At 41.5% G+C, this 17,073-nt stretch carries 17 protein-coding genes; 6 read left to right on the top strand and 11 right to left on the bottom strand.

The features are described 5' to 3' along the window. Window positions 1-109: 109 nt before the first annotated feature. From EIP89_RS01415 to EIP89_RS01370, 10 genes are all read right to left on the bottom strand, one after another. The gene (locus tag EIP89_RS01415) at window positions 110-469 is read right to left on the bottom strand and encodes a YraN family protein (RefSeq protein WP_124396874.1); all 360 of its coding nucleotides are present in this window, start codon (window positions 467-469) and stop codon (window positions 110-112) included. Beyond that, on the bottom strand, window positions 454-1,353 hold the full coding sequence (locus EIP89_RS01410) for a S66 peptidase family protein (RefSeq protein WP_124396873.1): 900 nt from the start codon (window positions 1,351-1,353) through the stop codon (window positions 454-456). Before EIP89_RS01410 ends, EIP89_RS01415 begins: the two co-directional genes overlap by 16 nt. Before the next feature lie 15 nt (window positions 1,354-1,368). Further along, window positions 1,369-1,647: a DUF493 family protein gene (locus tag EIP89_RS01405; RefSeq protein ID WP_218019306.1), complete on the bottom strand. Its 279-nt coding sequence runs from the start codon at window positions 1,645-1,647 to the stop codon at window positions 1,369-1,371. A 76-nt stretch (window positions 1,648-1,723) separates the two neighbouring features. Further along, window positions 1,724-2,344, bottom strand: a complete 621-nt coding sequence (locus EIP89_RS01400; protein ID WP_124396871.1) for an OmpH/Skp family outer membrane protein — start codon at window positions 2,342-2,344, stop codon at window positions 1,724-1,726. A 34-nt stretch (window positions 2,345-2,378) separates the two neighbouring features. Next, a complete protein-coding gene (locus EIP89_RS01395) occupies window positions 2,379-2,930 on the bottom strand; it encodes an OmpH/Skp family outer membrane protein (protein WP_245966075.1) in 552 nt (183 codons plus the stop codon). Further along, a complete protein-coding gene (gene bamA, locus EIP89_RS01390; protein WP_124396870.1) occupies window positions 2,930-5,458 on the bottom strand; it encodes an outer membrane protein assembly factor BamA in 2,529 nt (842 codons plus the stop codon). Before bamA ends, EIP89_RS01395 begins: the two co-directional genes overlap by 1 nt. Then, window positions 5,445-6,236, bottom strand: coding sequence for an undecaprenyl pyrophosphate synthase (gene uppS / locus EIP89_RS01385; protein ID WP_124396869.1), 792 nt, complete (start codon window positions 6,234-6,236; stop codon window positions 5,445-5,447). Before uppS ends, bamA begins: the two co-directional genes overlap by 14 nt. Continuing rightward, window positions 6,218-7,051 (bottom strand): DUF6089 family protein, encoded by an 834-nt coding sequence (locus tag EIP89_RS01380; protein ID WP_124396868.1) that lies wholly within the window; start codon window positions 7,049-7,051, stop codon window positions 6,218-6,220. Before EIP89_RS01380 ends, uppS begins: the two co-directional genes overlap by 19 nt. A gap of 30 nt (window positions 7,052-7,081) precedes the next feature. Then, window positions 7,082-7,963, bottom strand: coding sequence for an NAD kinase (locus EIP89_RS01375; protein ID WP_160160478.1), 882 nt, complete (start codon window positions 7,961-7,963; stop codon window positions 7,082-7,084). Between the two features lie 75 nt (window positions 7,964-8,038). After that, the gene (locus EIP89_RS01370; RefSeq protein ID WP_124396866.1) at window positions 8,039-8,443 is read right to left on the bottom strand and encodes an acyl-CoA thioesterase; all 405 of its coding nucleotides are present in this window, start codon (window positions 8,441-8,443) and stop codon (window positions 8,039-8,041) included. Window positions 8,444-8,635: 192 nt separating this feature from the next. On the opposite strand from EIP89_RS01370, the gene dnaA reads away from it, so the two are divergent. The 6 genes from dnaA (at window position 8,636) to rplS (ending at window position 15,870) form a co-directional block, all read left to right on the top strand. Then, window positions 8,636-10,069 (top strand): chromosomal replication initiator protein DnaA, encoded by a 1,434-nt coding sequence (dnaA, locus tag EIP89_RS01365; RefSeq protein ID WP_124396865.1) that lies wholly within the window; start codon window positions 8,636-8,638, stop codon window positions 10,067-10,069. 149 nt (window positions 10,070-10,218) lie between these two features. Further along, window positions 10,219-12,198, top strand: coding sequence for an early set domain-containing protein (locus tag EIP89_RS01360; RefSeq protein ID WP_124396864.1), 1,980 nt, complete (start codon window positions 10,219-10,221; stop codon window positions 12,196-12,198). Beyond that, window positions 12,198-12,920 (top strand): SOS response-associated peptidase, encoded by a 723-nt coding sequence (locus tag EIP89_RS01355; RefSeq protein ID WP_124396863.1) that lies wholly within the window; start codon window positions 12,198-12,200, stop codon window positions 12,918-12,920. Before EIP89_RS01360 ends, EIP89_RS01355 begins: the two co-directional genes overlap by 1 nt. A 273-nt stretch (window positions 12,921-13,193) precedes the next feature. Continuing rightward, window positions 13,194-14,495: a sugar transferase gene (locus tag EIP89_RS11615; protein ID WP_245966074.1), complete on the top strand. Its 1,302-nt coding sequence runs from the start codon at window positions 13,194-13,196 to the stop codon at window positions 14,493-14,495. Window positions 14,496-14,526: 31 nt separating this feature from the next. Next, window positions 14,527-15,363, top strand: a complete 837-nt coding sequence (locus EIP89_RS01345; protein ID WP_160160477.1) for a class I SAM-dependent methyltransferase — start codon at window positions 14,527-14,529, stop codon at window positions 15,361-15,363. A gap of 159 nt (window positions 15,364-15,522) precedes the next feature. Further along, window positions 15,523-15,870 (top strand): 50S ribosomal protein L19, encoded by a 348-nt coding sequence (gene rplS / locus EIP89_RS01340; protein ID WP_124396861.1) that lies wholly within the window; start codon window positions 15,523-15,525, stop codon window positions 15,868-15,870. A 286-nt stretch (window positions 15,871-16,156) separates the two neighbouring features. Here rplS and EIP89_RS01335 read toward each other — a convergent pair whose 3' ends face one another. After that, window positions 16,157-17,059 carry a histone deacetylase family protein gene (locus EIP89_RS01335; protein ID WP_124396860.1) on the bottom strand — a complete coding sequence of 301 codons (903 nt, stop codon included), beginning with the start codon at window positions 17,057-17,059 and terminating at the stop codon, window positions 16,157-16,159. Between the last annotated feature and the right edge of the window lie 14 nt (window positions 17,060-17,073).

Raw genomic sequence — 17,073 nt, 5'->3', positions numbered from 1 at the left:
AAGTAAGGCACTATCTACCTCAAGGAGCTTGTGGAATATCATTATCAGGGCTGTAATTTCTTTTTAAAACGCTTTTTTAAAACCTGTCAGTTAAAACATTTTCAGAAACTCAAGGATTAAAGGCAAATGGAAAATGACGGATTAGGGGATCGCGATAAGGAATTAACCACACCACGATGAAGTCAAAACGCACTTCTAAATCCAAGTCTTTCCATTCCAGATAAGCCTCAGCAGCATCGGCATAATGAGCCATTTTATGCTCATCGAGCGTTTCATAAGCCTCAGGTACAGGATACCCTGAGCGGGTTTTTACCTCAGTGAAGACCAGGAAATCGCCATCTCTCGAAATGATATCGATCTCTGCCTTATCCCATCGCCAATTACGCTCCAGAATCTGATGGCCTTTTTGTTCCAAAAATTCGGCAGCCAGCTGTTCTCCCCCTCGACCCGTTTCTAAGTGAGTTGCCATTGTAATTGCCAATTGCCTGTCGAATCTACTTCCAAAACGGCATCAGCACCGTGAATAAATGCCCGCTGATCGGTGTGATGTCCAATATTTGCCCCAAAAGCCAACGGAATGCCTCTGTTTGCAAAGTGATGCAGAAAGATCTCCCGTACTGTGTAGCCAAAAGGCACCTGATTGTCGTGCATTTTTGTGAAAGAACCAATAACCAAGCCCGCCAAACCCTCTAAAACCCCCGCTCGCTTAAGGGCAAACAGCATGCGATCTATGTGATACAGATATTCATCTAGGTCTTCTAACATCAGAATAACACCTTGTAAATCGGGAAACGACCTGGAGCCCAGCAGAGAGTATAACACCGATAAATTGCCGCCAACTAATGGCCCTCGGGCATAACCTGGCAATCCTTCAGCACCGTTGAGACTCCCCACACCCGTTGTGAGCTGATGGAAGATGGATTGGATGCTTTCTTCGGTGTTTTCTTTAAAGTTAATAATCATCGGAGCGTGCAAACTGGCTAAACGGAAATTCGACCACAAATGAGCGTGGAAAACAGTAACATCACTGAATCCCACCATCCACTTGGGGTGTTTTTGTAAGGGTGAAAAATCTACCTCATCGATGATTCGTACGCATCCATATCCGCCCCGAGCCATAAACAGGGCTTTTACCTCAGGATTGTTCAAAGCAGTTTGAACATCTGCAGCACGTTTACTATCAGTAGCCGACCATTGATGGTACGAGGCACCTATCGTATTGCCTACGATTGCCTTAAAGCCAAATTTTTCAATCGTGTGAATTGCATATTGAACCTCGTCGATTGGAAATGCCCTGGCAGGCGCTGTGATATAAATAGTATCGCCTGAACGGAGAAGTGGAGGGTGAAACATTTCAACTAAAATGCATCAAAGAGCAATAATGCCCTCTATTTCTGAAGCTTTCTTGTAGCGCTCCACTACACTTTCAGCGGTGAGCATCATCTCTTTAGCTGAAATGGTCACATAGTTTCCCTTAGCCGAACGACGCATGCTAATGTTGGCTTCGTTTGAATTGAACAGACTTTGAACTCTAGCAATAAGATGGTTGTCAGCTCTCACAATGAATTTAAAATAATATACCTGCGGCCAACTCTCTTTGCTCAACACTTCAAACAGTTTATCAAAATTGTACTCGCCTTTGTCCATCTTCATAGGTTGAATTACAAAAATAAAAAAGCCCCCGATTACTGGAGGCTTTTTTAACAAACTAACTTTTTTAAAATTATTTTTTCTTGTCTTTTGCAGGAGAGGTTTGTTGCTGCTGAGCAGGCGCTGGTGTTTGAGAATTTGGTTTAGGAGCTTCAGTTGTTCCTTTGCTCGACTTCATATCGATCGGAGGCATAGATTCTAATTGCTTCTTTACAAGTGCAATAATGTCTTCGCCGTTTTTAAAGAAGAGCAGGCCATTGCCCTGGCTTGAGTCGAATACGTAAGTATATCCGTTTTTTGTAGCTACTTCTTCAATAGCTTTTTGTGCCTTTTGAGTGAGGGGCTGCAGAAGTTCTTGCTGGCGACGAGCGAGATTTTCCTGGTTTTCTTCGGCATACTCCTGGATTTTTTGCTGCATCTCTTGCAGTTCTCGAATTTTTCTTTGGCGTACTAATTCAGTATAGCCTGAAGCTTCTTTCTCAAATTTTTGGGCTTTTTCACGCAGTTCGTTTTGTAGCTCGAGGAGTTCGTCTTCCATTTCTTTGCGCATTTTTTCCATTTCTTCCTGAGCTTGTTTATACTCAGGCATGGTGCGCACCAATTCAGTAAAATCGAGATGAGCAAATTTCTGGGCATAGGCCCCAGCAGTGGTAATCAAGGTAATTACAGCTGCAAGCAGGGTTTTTCTAAGCATAGTTTATGGTATTAGAGGTTTATAATTTTCGTCATTAGCGATATCCTAATTTGTTTAGTACATCGTCGCTTATGTCCATTTTATCACTAACATAAAGGATAGACAGCGAATTAGCCTTATCTATTACGAGGTCAATGCGTTTCTGGCGACTCACCTCCTGAATAGCATTATACACTTGATCTTGTATCGGTTTTACTAAGCTTTTTCGCTTTTTAAACAGCTCGCCTTCAGGTCCAAAATACTTTCTTTGTGTTTCGTAAATCTGTTTTTCTTTTTTAGCGATCACTTCCTCACGCTCCTTTATCATTTCATCGGTTAGGAGCACCTTTTCAGCATTCAACGCGCGTTGTAGAGCCAGCAATTCGCTTTTTAACGCCTCAACCTCTCCTTCAAATTGTGAGGATAGTCTGTCAAGCTCTATTTGCGCCTGGTTGTATTCGGGTACTTTTTTTAAGATGTACTCGGTATCGACAATGGCAATGCGTTGGTTTTGCGCATTTAGCACAGTGCTAAATACAGTAAAAATCAAGATAGCTAAAATGCGCGGAAACACCTTCATACTTTCTGCAGGCGAAGTTACTCTCATTAGAATTGCTGACCAATAATGAAGTGCGTACGCCACCCTGAGGGAGCCGAAAATCCCGGTACAGGGTCAAAACCGTAGCCAACATCTATGCCAAGGAGCCCGAACATGGGCATAAAAATTCGAATACCAGCACCCGTGCTTCTGTAAAGCTGAAAGGGGCGATACTCTCTAAACGAACCAAAATTGTTTCCAGCCTCTACAAAGAGAAGAGGCCATATTTGGGCATTGGGATTAGGCGAAATCAAGAAACGCAACTCAGCCGTGTATTTTGAATAAAGAACTCCACCATTTCCCAATTGACTTTGTTGGCCGGTAGAAGTTGCACCAGGCACTATGGAATTGTTAGGATATCCCCTTAAGCCAATGATTTCGCGGCCGTCAAGGATAAAGTTTTGAATACCATCACCACCCACGAAGAACCTTTCGAAGGGCGAAAGGCCAATTACACGGTTGTACGTACCCATGAATCCCATTTCGGCATGTGATGAGATAACAATGTTTTTATAGATCTCAGTATACCATGTTGTGTTAAATTTAAACTTGTAGTATTCAAGCAAATAATATTTGTCTTGTGGTGTGGCATCGCTGTAGTCTCTTCCGGTGAGTAGGGAGTATGGAGGAGTAAGCTTAAGGGTAAATATAGTGTTTGAACCGCGTGTGGGAAAGATGGGTACATCGGTATTATTTCTCGTTAAAACGAAGCGATATGAAAAGTTATTTGAAAATCCGTTTCTGAAATTGGGGATACCCAACTCGAAGTTGTCGAGTCTGTAGTGCTGAAATTCTAAAGCCTGATATAGAGTAAAATAATCATCAGGCCAGCGAAGGCGCTTGCCAAGACCTACCGTAAGCCCAGTGATGTTTAGAGCCTGACGAAGTGGGTCGCCGATCCTTCTTCCACCGAAATTTTGTACAGAATGATATCCAGAAATGGTTAGCGAATTAGGCTTTTTACCTCCTAACCAAGGTTCTGTAAAAGAGATGGAATAATTCTGAAAGAATCGGCCGGTGCTCTGTGCTCTGAGATTAAGCGTTTGCCCATCGCCAGAGGGTAGAGGGGCCCATGCTTTTTTGTTAAAAATATTACGCGCTGAAAAGTTGTTGAAGCTCAAGCCAAGAGTACCCACGATACCCAAGCCACCACCCCAACCTCCTTGCAGCTCGAGCTGACTGGTACTGCGTTCTACCACGGTGTATTCGATGTCCACAGTACCGGTTTCAGGATTGGGAACGGGATTAACATTGAGCTGTTGTGGGTCGAAAAATCCGAGCTGCGATAGCTCGCGCATGGTGCGTTGAATGTCGCTCTTGCGGAAAAGATCGCCGGGGCGAGTGCGCACTTCGCGCATGATTACGTGATCGTTTGTGCGATCGTTACCGTTTACAGTTACTCTGTTAATGGTAGCTTGCCTGCCTTCGCGGATACGCATTTCCAAATCGATGGAGTCATTTTCGATTAATACCTCTACGGGAGTAAGGTTAAAAAAGAGGTATCCATTGTCCATGTACAACGAGTTTACGTCGTTGCCGTTGGGGTCGGCATATAGGCGTTCGCTGAGTCGCTTAGCATCGTAGGGGTCTCCTTTTTTAATTTTCAGAACAGCATTCAAAACCTCATCCGGATATTTTGTATTCCCAATCCAAGTAATGTTTCTGAAGTAAAATTTATTGCCTTCTTCGATGGTGATGTAGAGGTTAATAAAATTGTCTCCGGGTATTCGGTAAATGGAATCTTTAAGTATTCGAGCATCTCGATAGCCGTTTTCCTGATACTTATCAATTACTTTTTCGAGGTCTTCTCTAAATTTTTCATCGATGTATTTCGAAGTGCGAAAAATATTGTACCAGCGATGGCGTTTGGTTTCTTTCATAGCCTTTCTAAGCTTGGCATCGCTGATGTTTTTATTTCCGATAAATTCAATTTCTTTGATTTTTATTCTTTCCCCTTCTTTAATGCGAAAACCTAAGATTAATGCATTGTTTTCAGCAGTATCTCTTTCGGTTACTACTTCTACTTCAGCATCGAAATAGCCTTTGTCTTCGTAATATTTTAATATTTTGTTTTTTGCTGTAATTATAAGGTTATCCGTTACGATGTTTCCGCGGTTCAATTTGATTTCGTCGCGCAATTCGTCGCGACGGCTTTTTTTTACTCCAGTAATGTAATATTTACTAAGTCGAGGAAGATCTTTTAGATAGATTTCAAGGTAAATAATTCGACCACTTTTTCCAGTCACATAGATTTGAATGTCTTCAAAGAGCTTTTGCTTCCAAAGGTTTTTGATAGCGCGAGTAATTTTATCGCTGGGAAAAACAATACGATCTCCTACGTTGAGCCCTGAAATGAGCAAAACCAAGTTATAATCTAAATGCTGAGCGCCTGCTAGGGTTATCCCTCCGATTTCGTACTCAAGCCCCTCGGTAACCTCCACAGTGTTTTGAACCTGGCCGTGTATTTGACTAGGTAAAACGATATATAAAGACAAAAGCAAAACAGTATAAAGGGCTGGTATTTTAAGAATTTTCATTGAGTTGTTCTGAAATTAAACCAAACCTTCTTTCGCGCTTTTGATACTCAGCAATGGCCAGTAGCAAATCCTCCTTTGTAAAATCAGGCCAAAGCTTGGGCGAAAAATACAGCTCAGTGTAGGCTAGTTGCCAAAGCAGGTAGTTGCTTATTCGATATTCACCACTGGTGCGAATGAGCAGGTCTGGGTGAGGCATTCCACGTGTATATAGATAGTTTTCAAAGACTTGTTCGGTAATGTTTTCAGGCAGCAAAAGCCCTTTTCGCACGTCTTCGGCCAGCAATCGAGTAGCACGCAGAATTTCTTCTTTAGATGAATAACTGAGTGCTAGCGTTAAAGCCATGCGAGAACCTTTAGCAGTAAGGGCTATGACCTCTTTAAGCTGTTTTTGAATGTCTTCAGGCAGTAACAAGATGTCTCCAATCGCTTGTAGGCGAATGTTGTTATCCAGCAACGTAGAAAGCTCTTTGCGCAAGGCTTTTACTAAGATCGACATCAGCGCTTTTACCTCAGTTTTCGGGCGTTTCCAATTTTCAGTGCTGAAGGCGTACACCGTAAGATATTCGATACCCAACTCAGCTGAGGCTGTGGCTATTCTGCGAAGAGCATCGACGCCGTTTTCATGACCGAGTGAACGAATATATCCTTTAGCCCGAGCCCAACGGCCATTGCCATCCATAATTATAGCAATGTGTTTGGGCAGTCGAGTGAGGTCTATTTCTATAGTTGCCTGATTAAGAGCAGCGTTATCTGAGTTTGTTACCAACCGGTTCTGCATTTTTCGCGCGACGAAGATAGTTTGAATATTATTTTAAAATTCGTAAATACGTACCAATCATTGTTTGTGGGATTTCCTCGTAGACGATCGGTAGTATCGTACCGCACGATCGATCGATTGCTGAGAGTAGCTGCCACAGGCCCTCGAATTTCTGCCAGCTCGGCGGCATCTACATAGTAGCCGCTTACATCGTCTAAATAATCTGTGTCGGTACGTCGAAATCCTGTTTCGAAGTAGAAATTTACAATTTGAGAAATTGTAATTGTATAACCTAATCCAAAGAGTATAAAGCTGCTTGTTTCCGGATAGATTCCCTTGTCGCTCAATCGGGTGCCTTGTCCTTCAGTTCCCAAGGGCCTTAGCTTCACCCATCGATTTTGATACCATGCCTCAGGATAAAATGCAAAAAGACCGTAACCCAGAAAGATATATGGACTGTGGTTTTCACCTGTGCGATTAGTCACCGGAAAAAAGTTAAAATTCACTCGCCCGTGCGCTTCATAAACTAAAGATCGAAAACTCAAATTTCGATTTTTACGCCAATCAATCGAGCTAAGGGCGTCGTCATTGGCCACTACACCATAAAATCCCCCCGCTTCAATGGAATAATGTGGATTCAGTGCGTAAATAGCTGCTAATCCCAAATTGTACCCCTGTGGCATGTGAATGCCGTAGTTTCCTACATCGCCGATAAAATGAGAAGCACCTCCGGAAATGCCGGCACCAATAAATTGGCCAATGACGCGCTCAGCAAAAAGCAGAAAAAAAAATATATATTTAACTTGCACCTGTTTGATTTCGTTTTTTAAACGCATGTACTGTCTTTTTATTTCAATTTGTACGTGTCAATTTCTTTTATCAGCCCCCCAATAAAGCTTTTCTCTCAGAATTTTATAGTATGGATATCCCTCTAATTGAACCAACGAAAAAGTAACTTTAGCTTTTTGAATCAATAGGTCTTTTCCGCATTCTATGTTTTGAGTCTTAGAATCCGTTGCCACTAAAAAGTATTTCTCCCGTGCTTCGATTTGAAGGCGAATCTGGCTGCTGTCAGATATTACAACAGGACGTACATTTAAATTATGAGGTGCTATCGGAGTAATTATCATTACACCACTCGCAGGCGAAACAATAGGCCCCCCGCAACTTAAATTATACCCCGTACTGCCGGTAGGAGTACTGATGATGAGCCCATCAGCCCAATAGCTAGCTAAGAATTGATCATCAATCCACGCATGAATGGTGATCATAGAGGCAGAATCTTTTCTGCTTACGGTCACCTCATTAAGAGCGAGAAAGTCAGCACCCAAAGGACTCGAAGAATTGCGCAGAGAGAGCATCGACCGCTCTGAAACGGTGAACCTTCCCTGGCAAAGCATGGATATAGCCAGGTCTATGTCGTTTCTCGAGACATTGGAAAGAAAGCCAAGACGCCCAAGATTAATCCCCATTACAGGTATTCCAGTACCTGCAGTGAGCGTTGAGGCTTCTAATATGGTGCCATCTCCCCCTAAACAAATCAGAAAATCCGGATTTTTTAAATACAAATCCTCTTCATTCTCAAATACATCAATAGCTGTAAAAGAAATGTTCTGTTCCTTGAGAACTGTGACGAGCGGCAAATACAAAGAATATGCAACGTTAGCAGCACTTAGCACATTCAATAAATGCTGAACATAAGTGCTGCCGTCGGTAGGGATACTTATGCCAAATATTGCAACCTTCAACAAAAAAGAATTTATCGGGACGCGAAGGTATGAAAACGGCAAAGAAGTGGTTGAATGAAATTTTTATAAGATTTTTTAAAAATATTTCTGTAATTCTTGTATTACATTTTCAGGACATCGAACTGGCTTTCCGGTCGCTGCGTTCAAAAACACCAGTTCTACCGTACCGATGTTGAGCAAAGTTTCGGCTTCGTTGAAGATTTCGTGATGGAAGGTTATTCGACTGGCGGGCATTTCTCGGATCTCGGTTTTTATTGTTAATAAGTCGTCATAAAAAGCTGGTCTTATGTATTTGATTTGTAGGGATAAGACCGGCATTAATATACCATTCTCTTCCAATTTCTTGTAAGAAATATCTAAATTTCTTAATGCTTCTACTCGGCCTACTTCATAGTAGAGTGGATAATAGCCATAATAGACATACCCCATGCGGTCTGTTTCACCATAGCGCACCCTAACTTTCGTTTTATACTGATACATATTATTGTTTTTCAGTATTTTAAATTTTTAAATTAAGGAATTGTTAAGCTGTTTACTTTTGCAAGTTATGAATAAAAAACAAATAAAAAAACCCAAAAAAGAGTTTTTTATTAAAAATGTTGTCCACATTTTTGCCCTCCAATTTTGGAAAAGTCTTTAAAATTTTTTTAAAGAATTTAAAATCACCTCGCTATGGAAAAAAACCCGGAAAAAGTGTGGGATGCATGTCTTAACTACATAAAAGACAACATAACGCCACAAAATTTCAAAACTTGGTTTTTGCCAATTCGACCGCTGAAACTCCGGGATAATGTACTAACAATACAGGTGCCGTCCAAGTTTTTTTACGAATGGCTTGAAGAGCATTACCTGCCTTTAATACGCTCTGCCATCACCAGAGAACTTGGAGAAAATGCAAAGCTGGTGTACTCAATAATTATGGAAAATACTTACGGAAATCAAAATCCGGCAAGTATCAATTTACCTTCTAATCAAAGAGGTCCAGTAAAAGAACAAAAAGTTAACATCCCGGCGGAGATCAGTGCACACGGGGTAAAAAATCCTTTCGTTATTCCGGGCCTTAGAAAAGTTCATGTTGACTCTCAATTAAATCCGAACTACAATTTTGACAACTACATAGAAGGTGATTTTAATCGCTTAGCGAGATCGGCTGGGTTTGCTGTAGCAAAAAAGCCAGGAGGCACTTCTTTTAATCCCCTGCTTATTTACGGCGCAACAGGCTTAGGCAAAACGCATTTAGCCAATGCTATTGGCATAGAAATCAAAGAGAATTATCCTGACAAAACTGTTCTGTATGTGCGCTGTGACACCTTTGCTCAACAGTTTTACGAATCTACCCGAAACAATTCCACCAATGATTTTGTGCACTTCTACCGAATGATCGATGTGCTGATCATCGACGATATTCACAACCTTGCTGGTAAAATCAAGACTCAGGACGTGTTCTTCGAAATTTTCAACCATCTACACCAAAACAATAAACAAATCATTTTAACCTCTGACAGATCGCCTGTTGATCTTCAAGGAATAGAGCAAAGATTGTTATCTCGCTTCAAATGGGGGCTGTCTGCCGATCTTCAAATGCCTGATTTAGAATCACGTATAGCTATTTTGGAAAGCAAGCTGTACAAAGATGGCATCGAGATGCCACGAGATGTTATCGAATATTTGGCTTACAGCATTAATACCAACATACGCGAACTGGAAGGCGCCTTAATATCGCTGCTGGCTCAAGCCTCCTTAAACAAAAAACAAATCACCATCGACCTGGCTCGCCAGATGATCGATAAGTTCGTGAAAAACATCACTCGCGAACTATCCATCGATTACATCCAAAAAGTGGTATGTGACTACTTCGACCTACCTATTGATGTAATGAAGTCAAAAACCAGAAAACGCGAAGTAGTGCAAGCCCGACAACTCAGCATGTACTTTGCCAAAATGCTGACGAAGAACTCTCTGGCAAGTATTGGTGCCCAATGTGGCAACAAAGACCACGCTACTGTACTCCATGCCTGTAAAACCGTTGCGAACCTAATGGATACTGATAAAAAATTTAAAGGATATGTGGAAGATTTAAAGAAAAAACTTACACTCAATAACTAAGACATTTTTCTCTAACATTGCTTGGTGTATCCCGTTGACCGAAAGTCAACGGGATTTTTAATTGACATTCTCGCCTACTTCACAAAATTTTAAAAGAAGACTAACAATTTATTGTACTTTTGAAAGTGTAAAATCTACACTTTCTATATATGAAAAATTTTTATTTTCTTTTTTTATCTCTTTTTGTATTTTCACAAAGCATTGTTTCTCAATCCATAAACGCGTTCTTTCGACTTCGTATCCCAAACGGAATTCCATCAAATGCTGATGTACGAATTACAGGGAGCGTATTTGGCCAGAATGGGCAGCCAATGCTTCATTTAGGAGGCGGCATTTATCAGTACGAATTACAAGCTTCGTGTGGAAAAAGAATTTCTTACACCTATTTAATTAATGGCATAGGTGAAAACATCTCTTCAGGTTGTTGTATCAATCAAATTCAACAGCGCCAAATTGTCATTCCAGATAGCGATACCATTTTACCGATTACCTGTTTTGGCTCCTGTGATAGCTGTGAATCAGGTGTTTTGGTAACTTTTAGAGTTTCTTTGGGCACAACTACCCCGGCTCCTCAAGGAGTTTTTCTTTCGGGTACCTTTAACAATTGGTCCACCTCATCGTTGCCAATGACCTTTGATTCACTCAATGGAGCCTATTATATTCAATTAGTATTGAGTCCAAATACGTCTCTTGAATACAAATTCCTGAACGGCTCTACCTACGAATCCCTCTCCGGACCTTGTGCTTCAGGACCTTTCGCCAATCGAACGCTGACTGTTCCGCAGAACGATACCATCTTGCCGGCTGTCTGCTTTGGCAGCTGTAATCCCTGTCCAGCCCCTCCGCCTCCGGCTCCTACAAGTCTGGTGACCTTCCGCGTTAACCTCGGCTCTACGCCTGCTTCGCCTGCCGGAGTGCACATCGCTGGCAACTTCCAGGGTTGGAATCCTGCGGCTACGCCGATGACCTTCGACTCTGCCAGCGGTTTCTGGACGTACACCACAGCGCTCAACGAAGGCGATACCGTTCAGTACAAGTTCATCAACGGCAACGCCTGGGGCAATGATGAGACTGTACCTGCTGCCTGTGGCATCGGCACTCCGGCCAACCGCTTTGTCGTAGTGCCTGTTAACGATACAGTGTTGCCGGCTGTCTGCTTTGGCAGTTGTAATCCCTGTCCAGCCCCTCCGCCTCCGGCTCCTACAAGTCTGGTAACCTTCCGCGTTAACCTCGGCTCTACGCCTGCTTCACCTGCCGGAGTGCACATCGCTGGCAACTTCCAGGGTTGGAATCCTGCGGCTACGCCGATGACCTTCGACTCTGCCAGCGGTTTCTGGACGTACACCACAGCGCTCAACGAAGGCGATACCGTTCAGTACAAGTTCATCAACGGCAACGCCTGGGGCAATGATGAGACTGTACCTGCTGCCTGTGGCATCGGCACTCCGGCCAACCGCTTTGTCGTAGTGCCTGTTAACGATACAGTGTTGCCGGCTGTCTGCTTTGGCAGTTGTAATCCCTGTCCAGCCCCTCCGCCTGCTCCATCAACATCTGATGTTACTTTCCAAGTAAACATGAAAGGTAAAAATGTTTCGCCTGAAGGGGTACACGTAGCTGGTACATTCAATCAGTGGAATTACAGTCAATACAAATTGACGCAAATTCAGCCAAACATTTATAGAATTACCATTCCGATTGACACAGGTGCTTTGATACTGTACAAGTTTTCGAATGGAAGCTCTTTCACTACTCAAGAACTAATCACCGGCAGCTGCACGCAGTTCGGAAACAGATTTCTCACAGTACCCACAAACGACACCACGTTGCCAATTGTGTGTTTCGGAGCTTGTGATTCACTCACTTGCGCAAGCATCAGCATCGATGACTTTGACCCCGATCGCCTTCAGGCAGGATTTTCAGGCGATAAGCTCTTTGTCTATGGCATGCCTCCGGGAGGTGCACCCGTTCGGATCTCTCTGTATGATCTATTGGGCAAAACCATCTTTCAATTACAGGATTTTTCTCAACCTGAATGGTCTCGAACAGTGTATTTGCCAGCTGCCCCCTACATGCTGCGTATTGAACTCGACGGTGTCGAGAAGGTTTTTAAGTTGTTAAAGGCTTATTGATGTGCTATTCCGTTAGTTATCTGACACATAAAAACGAAGTGTATGCCCGCAGGCTGGGTGTTACGTCTGACTCCCAGCCTACCTTTTTTAATCAACTCGATCAGACAAAAACCTCACTCGGAGTTGGTTGGTTTAAGTATGGATTTGATCATCCGGGGCTCCCTGTTTTAATTAAAAACATTTCTCCATTTTCAATCATTCCTGCCTTTTGGGGACTTATACCTAAATGGGCACGAACTATCGAGCAGCAAAAGAAAATCATCAACAATACGCTCAATGCGCGAATTGAAACTTTGAGTGAAAAACCCTCCTTTCGAAATTCAATAAACAATCGATGTATTGTCTTATTAGACGGTTTTTTTGAATATCAACAACTTAACAAAATAAAACAACCCCATTTTATTCGACACAGCGATCATCGACCGATGCTTGTGGCAGGCATTTTTGAAAATGCGCCTGAAACACTTCCTTATGCGCTCAGCGTAAGCATCTTGACTCGCCAGGCCAATACTTTTATGCAATCGATTCACAACACAGTAGAACCACGAATGCCCGTTATTATGGAAGCTGAAGACATCGACATTTGGCTGCATGAAGATTTTAAAGCAGCTGTTAACCATCTGGATGCTTTACCAGTTGATGACCTTTATGCCATACCAGTCAGTAAATTACTTGGAAAGGAAGGTGTTGGCAACACTCCTGAAGCACAAATGCCTCTTTAAACTTTGTTTTTTGATGGGCTAAGGAAACCATTTCTGACATTGACTAGAATAATTAAAATCGAAATCGAACTCATTGTAATATTCTGTATACCATAATGTTATATAACTATTTGATAATATATTCTCTCAATTTAAACTGAAGTAAACTTGAATTTCTTGTGCAAAATGTTTATAATTTGGACTTATCAATAAAATTCTTTTAAAACTCCTCATTTTACTGCTACTTCGCGCAGAGAACTCTCTAACAGCGATCGAGAAGGACCAATTGCACAAATGACTGTAGTATCTTTTAAAAAAATCTCACCTGCATTTTTTCTAATTGTTGAAATAGCTGCGCTAAACATTTCCTTTTTTACGGCCATCTTTCTGCGATTTGACGATTCTACACCTCTCGAAAACATTTATTACGACTACTACCTACAGTTGTACGTTCTACTTCATGCAGTTTGGATTGCTTTGTACTTCTATACAAATAGAAGAAATACTGGCACCAACTTTACATCCATTTCTGATACTTTTAACAGAAGATGGTTTATACTTATTTTACTTTATTCATTATTACTAGTCAGCCTTAAAGGCTATTATTACTCGCGTATTTTTGCCTTGATATTTTTTATTTTATTATTGTTTATTGGCAATCTTTTTATCTTGCTGATATCACTTTTTTACAAAAGATACTTTAAAGATCTTTATACTGCTAATTACTTGGTAATTGGAAATGACTATACAGTTTCAGAAATAGCTAATTTATTGCGTTCATCATTGCCTCATTTTACAGAAATTATTGAAATAAAAACCGAAGATCCAGAAGAATTTTTATTCAGCAAAACTACCGAAAAAATTTCGGCAGTGATAAGTACTTACAGAGATGGAAAAACCCTGACATCAGTACAAACATGGTGTGACCGAATGTTTGTAGAACATTATATCTCACTACACGAAATTTCTGCCATTTCGCTTTCAGCTTTAGTCACGCAAATAGGCCGATTAAATGTACTGAAAATGCGCGATGAGCCTTTGTCATCGCCATTTAATCGCGCCTTAAAAAGAGGCATGGACCTCCTGATCACTTTACTAATCGTCATATTTCTATTTATACCATTTCTTCTGGTTTATACATTACTTTACTTTGTATGGAAAAAATCGCCCATTTACACTCAAAAAAGATTTGGACAAACCGGAAAAATTTTTACACTTTATAAATTTAGAACAATAGACAACAATAAAATGCCAAAAATTTGCGCCTTTCTTCGCAAATACAGCATTGATGAATGGCCACAATTTTTAAATGTTTTGAAAGGTGATATGTCACTTATTGGACCGCGCCCCTACCACTTAAACGATATTGAAATCTTTAAACAAAAAAGTGCTCGTTTTATGGTGCGACATTGGATAAAACCTGGCATCACCGGATTAGCTCAGGTACGTGGATTACGTGGAGAAATAATTGATGATAAACACTTTAATGAGCGGCTTGAAAACGACGTATGGTATATTGAAAATTGGAGTTTAACTCTGGATATCAAAATTCTTTTTCTTACATTAATTCACGTGTTAAAAGGTGAAGGAAAATAAAAAAACTATCTAATGTAAAATGAGTAATTTATTGAGAAAAATTTATTATTCTCTCAGGCCAGAACATCGCCTTTTAGTTCGCAGATTGGTGTATTTTCCTTTGGATATTTTCGACCGCATTTCAGGAAAAAGACATCCTTTGCAGCCACCACGAGGTATGATCTTCACCGGAAGAGGAGATTTCATAGAAACAGGTCGACATTTTGTGCATTTGCTCAAGACACACGCTGAACTCACATCGACGTCTAAGGTTTTAGACATCGGTTCAGGTATAGGTCGCCTGGCTGTAGCCCTCACAGATGTGCTCTCTGCTGATGGCAGCTATGAAGGCTTTGATATAGTGGAAATTGGCATTAAGTGGTGTCAGAAAAACATCTCTTCCAAATATCCAAATTTCACTTTTACCCACTTGCCTGCACGAAATCATCTTTACAATCTCAACACCCATACTCCAAGCACTTCAATCCGATTTCCCTATCAAAACGACCGATTTGACATCGCAGTGGCCACATCTGTCTTCACCCACATGCTTCACGACGAGGTGGCACATTACCTTAAAGAAATTTCACGCACACTTGCTCCTGGCGGCAGAGCTATGTTAACTTTTTTCTGCATTGACGATCACAATCGGCCTTACATGAATTCGGCCGAAATTCGCTTTCCGCATCGGCATCACAAATGCTACATCATGAGCGAAGATGTACCCGAAGCAAACGTCGCCTATGATCTTGAAGAAATTCAAAAACTCTTACACAGCGCTCAACTCAGTTTGATTCATCGCATACCTGGTCGGTGGAGTGGAGCCCCGCAATTTGCCACAAGCTCAGAATTTCAAGATACGTTTTTCGTTCGCAAAATTTTAAACTAACCATCTAGATCTTTTTCATATTTAATATTTATTTTCAAAAAAAATCGCCTTATACTTGCAAGCCGAAAAAAAAGAACTAAAGTTTCTACAACTCACTGATACTCAACCTCTGGCAAAAATTGTGTACGTTGATATCGGTTAACGTTTAAATGAAAAACAATGGACTTAATCAAGTACGTACAAGAAAAGTACATCGAGCAAAAAAAGTGGCCTGACTTCAAAGCAGGTGACACCATCACTGTTACCTACATGATCAAAGAAGGTGACAAGACTCGTCCGCAATCCTTCAAGGGAGTAGTGATTCAGCGCAGAGGTTCAGGTGCTACTGAAACGTTTACAATCCGCAAGATGAGTGGCGAAATCGGCGTTGAGAGAATTTTCCCCATCAATGCGCCTTCAATCTCTTCTATCGAGGTGAACAAGCGCGGTAAAGTACGCCGTGCCAGAATCTTCTACCAGCGCCAGCGCATGGGTAAAGCTGCTAGAATTAAAGAAAAAAGAATGTAAACTTCACATCTTTTTAATACGAAATCCGCTACTTTGTAGCGGATTTTTTGTTTATGGATTCTTTTCAAAATCTGACATATCCCCTTATTAAAGAGTACAATTCCTTTCAAAAAAAGATCACCTTAGTAAAAATAAGCGAAAAGCTTTTTGTAGTTAATGTCAACAAAAAAATCCTTGGACTACCTGTCTTTTCAGTTTCTAAAGAATTTCGCTCAGAAGCCGACGCACTAGAGTTTTTCTATCGAATAGCCAACTTTAAGAAAAAAAAGAATTCATCACTTAATTCCTAATCAAAAACACAAGCAGCCTCGCGATAAGTTGTGACGTGTGCATTTACAATATGGGCTAACTTGGGGGAATATCCTCCCCCCATGCTTACTGCTACAGGCAGGTTATGCCTTTTACAAAATTCAAACACCAGTCGATCGCGCCAAGCACATCCTTGCTCTGTCAGCGCCAATCTACCTAGCTTATCAGTGGCCAGAACATCTACTCCGCTTTGGTAAAAGATAAAATCAGGTTGAAATTTATCGGAAATTTCGTTCAAATGATGGTCAAGCAACTTTAAATAAGGCTCGTCCGTTATTCCGTCAGGTAAGGCTATATCGCAATCCGAAAGCTCTTTGTGCAGCGGATAGTTGTTTGCTCCATGCATTGAGAAGGTGTAAACCTCAGGTACATTTCTAAAAATAGCCGCTGTTCCATTTCCTTGATGTACGTCGAGGTCCACCACCAGAATCCGTTTGGCAAGTTGGTGCCTCAGCAGATAAGAGGCAGCTATAGCGATATCGTTCAGCAAACAAAAACCTTCTCCTCTATCGGCATAGGCGTGATGCGTACCACCGGCTACATTGAGACTACATCCGTACTTCAAAGCGTTCAAGGCATTTTCGATGCTTCCCTGGGAAATACACTTTTCTCTGAAAACCAAGCGCTCATTATGAGGAAACCCTATGCGCCTCTCTTCTGACCGGGTAAGTTTCAACTCCTCTAGCCTGCGTACATAGTCGCTCTGATGCACTGCCAAGATGTCTTCGTCAGAAGCTGGCTCCGGACTAAAGATTTGACTTTCCGAAATTATCCCTTCCCTAAGGAGTTGCTCAGGTATGAGCTCATATTTCAGCATCGGAAATCGATGTCCTACGGGCAAGGGTTGCACGTACTCAGGTCTCCAGGCTACTGTCAGCATGTTTTATTAAACAA

Source organism: Thermaurantimonas aggregans (assembly GCF_003851885.1).
Classification (GTDB): domain Bacteria; phylum Bacteroidota; class Bacteroidia; order Flavobacteriales; family Schleiferiaceae; genus Thermaurantimonas; species Thermaurantimonas aggregans.
The sequence above is the reverse complement of the archived record's forward strand: the minus strand, read 5'-3'. Positions and strand labels throughout refer to the sequence as shown.

What these genes read in the sequence shown, in the direction of transcription:
- EIP89_RS01415 (WP_124396874.1), bottom strand. Translation starts at nt 469, where the DNA reads ATGGCAACTCACTTAGAAACGGGTCGAGGGGGAGAACAGCTGGCTGCC.
- EIP89_RS01410 (WP_124396873.1), bottom strand. Translation starts at nt 1,353, where the DNA reads ATGTTTCACCCTCCACTTCTCCGTTCAGGCGATACTATTTATATCACA.
- EIP89_RS01405 (WP_218019306.1), bottom strand. Translation starts at nt 1,647, where the DNA reads ATGGACAAAGGCGAGTACAATTTTGATAAACTGTTTGAAGTGTTGAGC.
- EIP89_RS01400 (WP_124396871.1), bottom strand. Translation starts at nt 2,344, where the DNA reads ATGCTTAGAAAAACCCTGCTTGCAGCTGTAATTACCTTGATTACCACT.
- EIP89_RS01395 (WP_245966075.1), bottom strand. Translation starts at nt 2,930, where the DNA reads ATGAGAGTAACTTCGCCTGCAGAAAGTATGAAGGTGTTTCCGCGCATT.
- bamA (WP_124396870.1), bottom strand. Translation starts at nt 5,458, where the DNA reads ATGAAAATTCTTAAAATACCAGCCCTTTATACTGTTTTGCTTTTGTCT.
- uppS (WP_124396869.1), bottom strand. Translation starts at nt 6,236, where the DNA reads ATGCAGAACCGGTTGGTAACAAACTCAGATAACGCTGCTCTTAATCAG.
- EIP89_RS01380 (WP_124396868.1), bottom strand. Translation starts at nt 7,051, where the DNA reads ATGCGTTTAAAAAACGAAATCAAACAGGTGCAAGTTAAATATATATTT.
- EIP89_RS01370 (WP_124396866.1), bottom strand. Translation starts at nt 8,443, where the DNA reads ATGTATCAGTATAAAACGAAAGTTAGGGTGCGCTATGGTGAAACAGAC.
- dnaA (WP_124396865.1), top strand. Translation starts at nt 8,636, where the DNA reads ATGGAAAAAAACCCGGAAAAAGTGTGGGATGCATGTCTTAACTACATA.
- EIP89_RS01360 (WP_124396864.1), top strand. Translation starts at nt 10,219, where the DNA reads ATGAAAAATTTTTATTTTCTTTTTTTATCTCTTTTTGTATTTTCACAA.
- EIP89_RS01355 (WP_124396863.1), top strand. Translation starts at nt 12,198, where the DNA reads ATGTGCTATTCCGTTAGTTATCTGACACATAAAAACGAAGTGTATGCC.
- EIP89_RS11615 (WP_245966074.1), top strand. Translation starts at nt 13,194, where the DNA reads ATGACTGTAGTATCTTTTAAAAAAATCTCACCTGCATTTTTTCTAATT.
- rplS (WP_124396861.1), top strand. Translation starts at nt 15,523, where the DNA reads ATGGACTTAATCAAGTACGTACAAGAAAAGTACATCGAGCAAAAAAAG.
- EIP89_RS01335 (WP_124396860.1), bottom strand. Translation starts at nt 17,059, where the DNA reads ATGCTGACAGTAGCCTGGAGACCTGAGTACGTGCAACCCTTGCCCGTA.